Source organism: Flavobacterium reichenbachii (assembly GCF_002217435.1).
Taxonomy (GTDB): domain Bacteria; phylum Bacteroidota; class Bacteroidia; order Flavobacteriales; family Flavobacteriaceae; genus Flavobacterium; species Flavobacterium reichenbachii.
On sequence record NZ_MUHF01000003.1, the window covers coordinates 140,620 to 154,149 of the forward strand.

At 32.1% G+C, this 13,530-nt stretch carries 1 protein-coding gene (only partly in view); it reads left to right on the forward strand.

What is annotated here, in order from left to right; all coding sequences use genetic code 11:
- Nucleotides 1–13,529 carry the 3' portion of an SDR family NAD(P)-dependent oxidoreductase gene (locus B0A68_RS03865; protein ID WP_035684577.1) on the forward strand. 5,089 nt of this gene lie to the left of the window's left edge, so only the last 13,529 of its 18,618 coding nucleotides appear in the window; the start codon falls outside the window, past its left edge; its stop codon occupies nt 13,527–13,529.
- Nucleotide 13,530 lies beyond the last annotated feature (1 nt).

Below are 13,530 nucleotides of genomic sequence, written 5' to 3' on the forward strand. Positions count from 1 at the left end.
GAAAGAAAAAAGGAATTTCGGAAAAATTTATTGGCAGTTTAAATGGAATGACTGTTTCCGGAAAATCAGTTCACGTTGCACAAGTCAGTAATAAAGAATCTCGGGAAAATGTAACTCGTTTTTTAAAAAAACACTTGGCAAAAGAATTAAAAATAGATCAGGAAAAATTAGAATTGGATGTTGCTCTTGATGAATATGGAATAGATTCTATAGCCATCAGTAACATTAACAATAATTTAGGTGAGATTTTTGGAGAAATTCCTTCTACTTTATTTTTCGAGTATAAGACATTAGGTGAATTAGTAAATTATTTTGAAAGAGAGTATGAAGCAGCATTATTTCATACAGATGAAAAAGTAAACCAAACATCTAATGATTTGGAGTTACCGGTACATAACTATAACTCTAAACATCATGCTAAAAAGAAAAGGTTTTATACACAAGAAGCGCCACAGCAAAAAGATATTGCAATTATTGGATTAAGCGGAATTTATCCGGGTTCACGAAATATAGCAGAATTTTGGAAAAATCTTCAGGATGGAAATGACCTTGTGTCAGAAATTCCTGAGGAGAGATGGGATTTAGAAAATTTTTATGACAGAGAGAAAGGTAAAAAAGGAAAAAGTTACAGTAAGTGGGGAGGTTTTATTGAAAACATAGACAAATTTGATGCTGATTTTTTTAATATATCTCCATTTGAAGCAGAGATGATGGATCCTCAGGAAAGATTATTTATGCAGGTTGTCTGGGAAGTTATAGAAGATTCCGGTTATACAAGATCGTCAATCAATAAACCCATTAGAGTAAATTCTACTACAGAAGAGACTGAAAATACTGTGGGAGTGTATGTGGGAGTAATGAATCAGGATTATCAACTGCTTGGAATAGAAGAAAGGCTGAAGGGTAATTTTATTACCCCAACTAGTAATTCGAGCAGCATTGCCAACAGGATATCCTATTTTTATAATTTTAGCGGTCCAAGTATAGGAATCGATACGATGTGCTCTTCATCGTTAACAGCTATACATTTAGCTTGTGAAAGTATTCAAAATAACAGTTGTAATCTAGCTATAGCAGGTGGAGTCAATATTATTGCTCATCCTAATAAATATTTTATGCTGAGTCAGGCGCGATTTATGTCTAGTGAAGGAAAATGTAAAAGCTTTGGTGTAGGTGGTGATGGCTATGTGCCAGGAGAAGGAGTAGGGGCTATTTTATTAAAATCATTGGAAGAAGCTAAAAAAGACGGAGATCAGATTTATGCTGTCATAAAAGGAAGCGCGATAAACCATGGAGGAAAAACAAATGGCTATACAGTCCCAAATCCTAAAGCACAGTCAATCGTAATAGAGAAAGCTATTAATAAAGCCGGAGTAAAGCCAGAAAACTTTAGTTATATAGAAGCACATGGGACCGGGACGTCTTTAGGAGATCCAATAGAGATATTGGGACTAAATACCGCTTTTCAGGTTGAGGAAAAACAATATTGTAGCATAGGCTCAGTAAAGTCTAATATCGGACATTGTGAATCTGCTGCAGGTATTGCTGGGGTAACGAAACTGCTTTTACAATTAAAATATAAACAACTTGTTCCGTCACTGCATTCTTCAGTTATAAATCCTAATATAGTTTTTGAAAAAACACCTTTTAAAGTACAACAAAAGTTAGAGCACTGGCAAACAACTAATGATAAGCCTAGATTAACTGCAATAAGTAGTTTTGGAGCTGGCGGCAGTAATGCTCACATCATTTTAGAAGAATTTATAAAAGATAAAAGTCTTTTCACAGTACCTTTTGTTATAATTGTTTTATCCTCTAAGAGCAGGTCTCAGTTAAGGATGCAGGTCTCTAATTTGTACAGAGAACTTGAAAAAGAAGATTTAAATATTACAGCAGTTGCATATACATTACAAACTGGACGAGAAGCAATGCCTTACAGACTTGCAACGGTAGTTTCGGATATGGCAGACTTAAAAGATAAGCTATCCTCTTATTTAATTGGAGAGGTTACAGGTTTTTTTGAAAACACTGATGAGCTAAAAGCTGTCAAAGATGCTATTGAAGTAAAGTCTTTTAAAAAATCTTCGAAAGAACATTACGACCATTTGGCCCAACAATGGGTATTAGAAGGAGTGCAGATCGATTGGAAAGGATTGTATGAAAATATTCCTGTAAAAGTCAGTCTGCCTACCTATCCGTTTGTAAAAGAATCTTATTGGATACCTATTGAGCCCGCGGCAACAATAAATATTAATTCAAATGAGAAACAACTTCACCCTCTTCTACATCGCAACGTTTCAAGATTTTCAGATCAAAAATACGTTAGTTTATATACTGGCAGCGAGGGGTTTCTTTCAGATCATAAGGTTTTAGAAGAATCTATATTGCCAGGAGTTGCTTACATAGAATTACTGCGAGCTGCAATTGCAGAAAGCAGCGGCTTAAGAGTTATGAAAATAGAAAATTTACTATTACTTCATCCTTTAAAAGTAAACAAAGCAACAGAGGTGTTTGTTGAATTGCAAAAAAAATCAGATAGTATAACCGGAGAAGTTTATAGTTTTATTAACGGAGAAAGAACTCAACACTGTCAAGCAGTGAGTCGTTTAGGGGATATAAAGGCTGTTAAGAAATTTGATATTGAAGCTTTACTTACAGAAAGTAAAGAAAAACTACAAGGTTCATTATTATATGAAATGTTGAAATCTGCAGGCTTATCGCTAGGGAACAGTTTTCAAGGAGTTAAGGAATTGCATATCGGTAATAACTATTGTTTATCAGAACTTAGATTACCAACAGAATTAGGATATGAATATTCACCAGGTATTTTAGATAGTGTTTTACATACTATATTTGGCTTAAATCGCAAAAAAGAAAACCAGTCCCAGTTGTCATTTCCTTATCATATAGGGAGCATAGAGTTTTATAAAAATCTGGAGAATACTAAATCTCTTTTTGGATATGCAGAATTTAGTTCCAAAACTAACTCAGCAGATCAGGTGAAAAGCTATGATGTTTATCTTTTAAATGAATTGGGAGAATCATTACTTTTTATAAAAGACTTTGTCGCTTTAACTGGATCAGGCAACAAAGAAAAGGATAGTATGCCATTAAAAGAAGTATTAGACGTTTCATCTATGAGTTATCTTCCAAGCTGGCGTAGAATATTAACTGAACATGAAATAAAATCATCACAAGGATTTCATTTATTAATAACTGGAACACAGCCAATAGATTCTCATGTTTTATCTGATATAAAATCTATATTGAGCAAAGATGGAGATAAGGTGACAGAATCAATAGAATTTCCGTTAGTTTCTTTTGATGAAGTGCCAAAGATTTATTTGTTACATGGTCTAACGACATCATCGACATCTGATTATATTAATGTCGAGAGCGAAGTATTTGCCGTAGTAAAAGAGCTGTCTAAACGATATACAAATCAACCATTGCAAATAACTTCCTTAACAATTGATACACTGGGAGTTTATTCAGAAGAAAAAATTTCATTTTATGGTAGTGGTATCTCCGGTTTTTTAAGTTCTGTGTTAAAGGAGGAACCTAAATGGAATATTCGTATGATTGATATGAAACGTCAGGATTTAAAACCTGCTATATTGGAGTCCATCTTTAGTCTTTCCCCATCCTTTTCAGGAAAACAATTTTGCTGGCGTTCAGGAAGCTTCTATGAACTGGATTTAGTTCGTTACAAATTAGAACATAGGTTAGGTAAACTAAAAAAGGGTGGTGTTTATGTTTTATTAGGAGGACACGGAGGATTGGGACGTACCACTACTGATTACCTCATAACACATTATGATGCCCAAATAATATGGCTGGGTCGCCGTTCTTATGATGCCACAATAAAGAAGGACCAAGATATCTTATCATTAAAAGGGAAACGTCCATATTATTATCAATGTGATGCTCTTTCAGATCAAAGCATAATGGAGGCTTATACGCAAATAAAGAACTTATATGGTACAGTAAATGGATTGTTTCATTGTGCAATAGTATTAGAAGATTCTTTATTAGCGGAGATGAGTTTGGATAAATTTGAACGTTCATATCTGCCAAAATCAAAGGGGAGTCATAATTTAATAAATGCTTTTAAATCAGAACCATTAGATTTTATTTGTTTTTATTCTTCGTTCCAGTCTTTTTGGAACGGAATGGGACAATCTAATTACTCAGCAGGTTGTACGTACAAAGATAGTTATGCCAGGTATGTAGAAGCCAGTACTGGAATTCCAAGTTACAGCATAAATTGGGGATATTGGGGAGAAGTAGGGGTAGTTAGCGATTCCCGATATAAAATCCTAATGAACTCAATGGGTGCAGAAAGTATAAGTTCTAATGAAGGTATGCAGATACTTGAAGAAGTTCTTAGTGGAGAACCTCGTCAGGTTATTGCAGTAAAATTGAAAGGAAAAGAAGTATTTAAATCGCTAGAAAGATCTGCGTGTGAAATAAGTGTGATAAAGACAATGAGCACAGTTTCTTTAAATGAAGTTAAGGAAGGAAACTACGAAACAAAAGGAGTTCAGGATATTGATGTATTTAAAAACATTAGCCGTCGTTTATTACTTGGTGTTTTGTTAGATATGGGTTTGGAAACAAATGCAATAAATTGGATTTCTATAGTAAATCTTCAAGAGAAATTACGTGTAATAGGATTATATAAACGCCTATTTGAAGAAATAGTATCAGAATTATCAGATGCTGGTTATTTGGAGAGAAAGGGAGATGAGGTTCGTTATTTAAAATCTGAAAACTCAGATTTTAATATTGCCAATTCTTTTGAAAACTTTTTAGAAAATTCTTCAGAAAATTATTTGCCCCAAGTAACTCTTCTAAAGACATGTCTAGATAGTTTTTCATCCATATTAAGTGGTCAGATACGAGCTACAGATGTACTATTCCCAAGTGGAAGCCTGGATTTAGTAAGCCCTATTTACAAAGGTAATGCTCAAATGGATTATTTTAATGAATTAATATCAGACTCTATCGTATCTGCAGTTGCCAGTGGAATAAATTCTTTGCCAGTTGGATCTAAAATCAAACTATTAGAAGTTGGAGCAGGTACAGGCGGTACAAGCGAAATTTTATTTAAAAAATTAGAAAAATACAAAGATTTCATAGAATATAAATATACAGACATTTCTCATGGATTTTTGTTTTATGCAGAGGATAAGTATAAAGAAATGGCCCCGTATTTAAGTACATGTATCTTTAATATTGAGGAATCACCAATTCATCAAGAAATTCCTTTAGGGGAATATGATATAGTAGTAGGATCTAATGTAGTTCATGCAACTAAGAACATTCTTAATACACTTACCAATATAAAGGCAGTATTAAAGCAAGGAGGCATGTTGTTTTTAAATGAAATTTCAGGTAAAGAATTGTTTACTACTTTAACCTTTGGATTATTAGAAGGTTGGTGGTTGTATGACGATGAAGAACTTAGATTAACAGGAAGCCCCGGATTACTAAAATCATCATGGGATAAAGTTTTAAAGGAGGCGGGTTTTAAACAAATTAATTTCTTTCCTAAAAAAACGGAATCCTCATTAGCGCAACAAATGATCGTAGCAAAAAGTGATGGAATGGTAAAAATATTTAAAGATGAAAAGGTAAAAGAATCAGTCTCATTACCTTCAGAAGCAGCTGCATTAAAAACTTTTGATGAGAAAAAAGAATATACTCAAAAATTAAATCACGAAATAAATAAGGAAGAGTTGATTACAGAAATAACAGCTATAGTGGCAAGCACTATAAAATACAGAAAGGAAGATTTTGATATAAATAAATCTTTTATGGATTATGGTTTTGATTCTATATTAGGAACCACACTAGTAAAAAATATTAATGAAGCATTTGACATAGATTTGAGCCCAATAGATATTTTTAATTATCCTACTGTTGCGTCATTATCAGCCTACATAGAATTACAATATAAGGAAATACTAGAAAAAAAATTAAGCAGTAATATTGCTTTGGGTCAAAAAAATCCTATAGAAAATATTGAGGAATTACACAATCAAACTAAGGAATATCAAAAAATAGAAGAACCATTATTGGATTTGAGTATATCATCTGGAAGTTCGTATATTTTAGATGATGAAATAGCGATTATAGGAATGAGTGGACGCTATCCAAAATCTAAAAATCTGGATGAATTTTGGAGTAATATTTCTCAGGGAATTGACTGTGTGGATGAGGTTTCTAAAAATAGATGGGACCTGAATGAACATTATAAAGAAGGAGGCGAGAAAACCGGAGAATTGTATTGTAAATGGATGGGAGAATTAAGTGATGTAGATAAATTTGATCCATTGTTTTTTAACATATCGCCAACAGAAGCTATCCTAATGGATCCACAGCATAGAATATTTCTGGAAGAATGCTGGAAATCGTTTGAGGATGCAGGATATCAACAGGATGATTTAAATGGGATTAAATGTGGGACATATGCAGGAATCATGATAAATGAGTACACTCATCGCATTAAAGAATCCGGAATAGATAAGAATCAGGCACAAATGATGACAGGAAATTCAAATTCAATATTTGCAGCACGTGTGGCTTATCTCTTAAATTTAAAAGGACCTGCAATAGCTGTAGATACGGCATGTTCCAGTTCTTTGGTGTCCATTCATTTAGCCTGTCAGGCTCTTAGAAGCAAAGAGGTAGATATGGCTATTGCAGGTGGAGTATCTCTTTATTTGAGTGTAGAGACCTACAAGCAAATGTGTGCAGCAGGAATGTTGTCGCCAACAGGTAAATGCAAAAGCTTTGATAACGATGCTGATGGTTTTGTTCCCGGAGAAGGAGTTGGAGTAGTAGTACTAAAAAGACTAAAAGATGCTATTAGAGATAATGATGATATCAAAGGTGTGATTATAGGATCCGGAATAAACCAAGATGGTAAGACAAACGGGATTACTGCTCCCAATGCCAACTCTCAGTTATCGCTAATGAAGGAAATTTATGAGCGCTATAATATTAAGCCAGAAACAATAAGCTATGTCGAAACCCATGGTACAGGTACAAAATTGGGAGACCCTATAGAGATAGAAGCATTAAAAAAAGTATTTGAAGTTTCAAATACAAAGAATTATTGTGGAATAGGCTCCGTAAAAAGTAATATAGGACATACCTCTGCCGCTGCAGGGATTGCTAGTCTTGCAAAAGTTATATTACAATTAAAACATGAAAAAATAGCACCAACTATTAATTTTGAAAATGAAAATGAATTATTAAATATTAAAGAAAGCGCTTTCTATATCAATAAAGCTTTAAGAGACTGGCAATATAATGAAAGTAAGCCAAGACGTGCAGCTATTAGTAGTTTTGGTTTTAGTGGAACAAATGCTCACATTGTAATAGAAGAGTATAAGTCTAAAGAAACCTATCCATCACATTTGGGAGCGGCTATTTTTCCGATATCTGCAAAAAATACAGAAAGTTTAAAAAATCAGGTAAAAGATCTGAAACAATTTCTTATAGAGAATCCAGAGGTTCAATTGCATGACATAGCCTATACGCTGCAAGTAGGAAGAACGCCAATGGAAGAACGCCTTGTCTGTATTGCAAGCAATGTAGAAGAATTGAAGCTAGAACTCTCAAATTACCTAGATGGTAATACAAAAGAAATGTTGCAGGGAAATATTAAAAAAAGTGGTACAAAATTTTTCATAAAAGGAAAAGCAGGATCTGCCTATATTAAAATTTCTATAGAAGAAAAAGAGTTAGATTCTTTAGGTCAGTTATGGGTAAGCGGTATAAAAATAGACTGGACTTTATTATATCAAGAAATTAAGTTTCCAAAAAGAATAAGTTTGCCAACTTATTCTTTCATAAGAGAAAGTTATTGGGTTGCTGAAAAAAAATTAGAGATAAAAACTGAAAAAAGTACATTGCATCCTTTGCTCCATACAAATTACTCCAGCCTAAAAGAGCAAAAATTCATTAGTAATTTTTCAGGAGAAGAATTTTTTATTAAGAATTATAAAATAAAAAATAAAAATGCCATTCCGGCAGGGGCATTATTAGAAATGGCAAGAGAAGCAGGATTTCAGTCTCTGATAGAAGATGTTGTTAAAATTACAGATGTCAACTGGCTAAGCCCTGTTTATATAAATAAAGATTCAAATGAAGTAGCGATCAATTTGTACCAGGAAAAAGAAGAAACAGTATATGAAATATACTCTCTTAAAGATGGAAAAGAAGATTTGCATAATACGGGGAAATTAAGTAGTGAAGTACCTAAAGAAAGAAAAAATATTACTTTAGAATCAATAATAAATAGAGCTACAGGATTTAAAAACGGAAAAGAACTTTATGGAGAACTGAACGATATAGGATTATATTACAATGAAAGTTTTCAAGTAATAAATAAAATTTATTACGGAAGAAATGAAGCTATTTCACAAATTAAAAGAAATAAAAAAGAGGAAAGTTTTATTCTGTCACCTGATGTAATTGATGCTGCTTTTCAAACCTGTATGGCTAATATTTTATATCACAAGGAAGATTTTGTGTTAAATGCTTTAAAATATATACAAGAAGTTGATATTTATAAAAGTTTAAAAGATGCATCCTGGTGTTATGTTGCAAAAAATAATACAGAGAAGGATTTTGATGTTGCGTTCCTTAATGAAGAAGGTGAGATACTTGTTTATCTTTCAAATTTTTTATTATCCAATGAAGAAACCTTGCCCGATTATAGAGAAAATGCAGATGAGAAAAATAAATTGTTTTACCTTGAACCAAAGTGGGATAAGGTTTTATTATCTGAAAAAGCAAGAACTATCTCAAACCACCTCGTGATAATTGTTGGAGAAAATCAGATAAAAACAGAAGAAATATCGTCTATTCCTAATACTACTGTAAAACAAATAAATACGAAAGATCCAATGGAGTTTAGTAAGTTATTGTTTGAAGAAGTATCCATTATAGCAGCACAGGATAAATCAACTAAAATAACTGTTCTTCATGAGAATCAGGATTGGTATTATTATAGTTATGCAACTGGAATTTTTAGAACATTTCAGCTTGGAAATCATCAATTACAAGGCCAATTATTGGGAGTAGATTCATTTTTAATGAACGATAATGAATTGTTTGAAATTATAAAATCAGAGTTTCAGTCAACAGATATAGAAGTTCGTTATCAAGAGAATGAAAGAGAAAGCAGAACATTACAGCCAATTCATACAAACCAGATAGTTAATGAATCTTTTAAAATAAAAGATGATGGAGTGTATATAATTACTGGCGGAGCCGGTGGATTAGGCAAAATATTTGCACAATACTTAAGTTCAAAAGCAAAAAAATGCAAGATAATACTTGTTGGAAGAAGTGTTTTATCAGAAGAAAAAGAAGCTGAAATAGCAAACATTCAAGGAGCAAAATATAATTTATGCGATATAACAGATGAAAAGAAACTCAAAAAACTTATTGACGAGATCAGGGAAGAATTTGGATCTATAAATGGAATTATACATGCCGCCGGAGCTGTTACGTCTAGAGAAAATACGAATCAATTTTTAAAATCTATAGAATCTTCAGAAGTATTATTGCCTAAAATAAAAGGAACTCAATACCTTGATGAATTCACAAAAGATGATTCTTTAGACTTCGTTATTTATTTCTCATCAATATCTGGTGCTTTAGAAGGTGCTGTATCTCTAAACTTATCAGACTATGCATTAGCCAATGCTTTTTTGAGCAGTTTTGCAAATCAGCGTAATAAAAATGTTCTTGAAGGAAGAAGAAAAGGAAAAACAATTAGTATTAACTGGCCAGTATGGAAAGATATTGGCTTATATAATGTAAAAAGTGAGCAATGGACAGAAGAAATCCTAGGAATAAAATCTCTGCCAGCCGATAAAGGATTAATCGCTTTTGAAGAAATACTTCGCCATGATAGCACACAGGTAATGGTGTTGTATGGAGAGGAAAATAAAATAATTAAGCATTATAAGGACGAGGGCAGAAAAGAAAAAACAACTCAGAATATTTCTGCTCTTACTGATCAAATTACACAAGAAATCATCAATATAACAGCTGAAATATTAACATTAAAACCTACTGATATTGATAAAAGTGAACGATTAGCAGAATATGGTTTTGACTCTATATTATTGACAAAATTTGCACAGTCAATTAACAATTTTTATGGTTTAGATATAATGCCCATTGAATTTTTTAATCATCCAACTATTGAGGAGATAGTGCAATTTCTTGTAGATAACTACAGTGAAACCTTATCGAATAATAGTAATTTAGAAATAATTGACGAGAAAATTTTTGCACAACCGATTAAACAGAATTTTAGCGACACAAAAATTATTCCGAGACACAGGAATAAAAAAATAAATGTTCCTGACAATTATAGCTCTTTAGCAACTGATGATATAGCGATTATTGGTTTGGGTGCGGCATTCTCAGGAGCTAAAAATTCAGCTGAATTATGGTCAAATATCATAGAAGGAGAACTACTTACCACCACTGCAAGTAATTCTTTGCATTATGGAGAGACAACAGTAAATTACGAAGAAAAATATCTTGGGAATTTAAATCTAAGTGAAGAAAAATATAAGTTGTTAAGCCGTCAGCAACAAATGATGTTTAGCGTATTGGGTCAGGCTATAGTAGAAAATCAAATCTCTTTAAAAGAACTTTCATCATCTTCTACTGGAGTTTTTATTGGTGCTCAACAAGTTTTTATTAATGATAAAGAACTTAATGAAATGCAAAATTTTCAAGATCAGAGATCTTACCTTATACCTAATAAGATCTCATTTCATTTAAACTTGAAGGGACCAAGTGAAGTTGTAAATACTTCCTGCACAAGTGCGTATGTTGCATTGCATAGAGCTATGCAAAGTATTTCTTTAGGTGAGTGTGACCAGGCAATTGTTGGAGGGGTTAATATCATTCCAAAAACAGAACTTCAGAAGATCAACCTGACAGAAATTAAAGAACTTTTAAGTAATAGCAATACAACAAAGAGTTTTTCAAATGAAGGTACAGGGTTTATAAGCAGCGAAGGAGCGGGAGTAATTATTATAAAATCTCTTAAAAAAGCTAAAGCAGACCATAATAAAATATTAGCCTTGATCAAATCGAGCGCAATTTTTCATGGAGGAAAAGGTTTTTCTTTAGAAGCTCCAAGCCCTTCAGGAATTAGAGAAGCTGTAATTATGAGTTTTCGAAAAGCTAAAATAAACCCTGAAACAATAGATTATATTGAAGCACATGGTATTGCAAATCCGTTTGCTGATGCAATAGAGCTGCAAACATTAAATGATGTTTATAAAGAGTTGAGTTCTAATCCAGATAAAAAATGGCATATTGGCAGTATAAAACCAACTATCGGACATCCCGAATTTGCTTCGGGGATAGCATCATTAATTAAAGTGGTAAAGGCTTTTGAAAACAAAAAAATTCCAGGAATATCAGGTTTAAGTAATATTAACAATCAGATTGAAAATGATCATTCTTTAATTTTAAAAGATAAGGGCTCTATCTGGGAAGAAAAACATTACGCAAGAAGGGCGGCACTGAATGGGTATGCGATTGGAGGTGTAAATGCTCACATTATTTTAGAGGAGTATATAGACGAAAGTATCATTCCACGAGATGAATTTAAAAATCTGGTGATACAAAAAAGTGAACCAATAAAAAATAGCATTGAAGCTAGCACGCAGAAAGTCAACCCATCTGTGGGTGTTAATGAAATTAACAAAGAAAAAATAGTTTGGAATGAAGGCGAATTAAATATAATAATTGAAGAAGAGCTAAAAGTGATATGGGCTGAAGTTTTAGAGTTGGAAAGTGAGATAATTAGTGTTGAGAAAAGTTTTTTTGAATTAGGCGGGCATTCATTAAATGCTATGTATTTATTAAATCAAATTAATGAAAAATTCACTGTAAAACTTTCTTTGCATCAGATTTTATCACTCAATACAATTGAATTAATGAGTGAATATATTAGTGAAAAAGCACTTCAAAATAAAGACCTGCCAATTTTTAGAGATCAGGATGACCTCAATAATAATGAAGTTAATCATGTATTTCCAAAACTAAATATTTCAACTGTAAAAGATCATGGAGATCAGCAATGGTTCGAAGCCTTTCACCAACAGGAAAAAATAGTCATCAGAAAAAATATTCTTGAGGAACATTGCTTTAATATGTCATTTTTAATAAGATTTAAGCAAGTTGATGCGAAAATTCTAGAAAGAGTAATACAGGAGCTTTTAAAAAGACATGAAAGTCTAAGAACTTCGTTTAAAATTATAGATGGTCATGTTAAGCAGTATGTTGAAAAAAATATTCCTGAAATTGCTATTGAATATATTGATATTTCAAATGATATAAATAAAGATCAATTGATAGCACAAATTCGTAAAAGCAGTAATAATGTTAGATTTGATTTAGAAAAACTTCCCCTTTTTCATCTAAAAGTAGTGAAATATTCTGAAGAGATGTCCGGGCTGTTATTTACTATAGATCATATTATATCAGATGGTGTTTCTATGAATATACTTAGTAAAGAAATTCAACAACTTTATGTAGCATTCTCAGAAGGGAAAGAAACACCCTTGGCACCTGTAAAATTTCAGTATAAAGATTATGCGCTATGGGTAAATGAATTTTCGAAAAGTGAAAAAGCACTATTATTAAAAGAAAAATATTTAGACAAAATTAGAAATAGTATTAGTAAAACTAATGATCAATATGATTTAACATATAAAGAAAAATTAAGTTCAGAAATACAAATTGCAGCAAAAGGCAGACCTATAGATAAATTTTCTAATGCCTATGGAAAGGTTGTAAATCTATATCAAGAACAAGGATCTTCTTATAAGATTTTTGTGAAAGGGACAAATTATGAAAACCTGCAAAAATTGACCTCAAATAATGGGTCAAGTATATTTATGAATATAGTTTCGGTATTTATATTGGTATTTTATAAAATTAACAAAACAAATCATTTGAGATTTTCAGTTCCCTATTCGACAAGGATATTTAAGGAATTTGAAGAAATGGTAGGATGGTTTTCAACATCTATAATATTAGCTCTGGATATTAATGATTCCTTATCATTTAAAGAATTTGTATTGTTGGCTACAGAAGAAATGTTTGAAACTTCTCAAAACAGATTTTACCCACATGAAGAAATTTTAAATGATTTAGATGTTCCATTAAGAGTATTAACACCAACTTTTTTTAATTTTATTACTGGAGTTTATACAGAAATGGATCTAGAAAATTTTGGAGAAGGCCATAGCAAAGATGGCTCAGGGCATTTTAACCTGAAAGGATTGTTTGTTCCATTTAACAGTGGAATATTATTTAATTTAGAATATAATCGCGAGGCTTATTCTGCAGAAGATATCGACTATATTATTCAAAATTATTTTATTATACTGGATCAGCTTGTTAAAAATGAAGGTGCTCCAATATCCGAAATTTTGAAAAATATTCCTCAAAATTTGACTTTAACTAATTAAA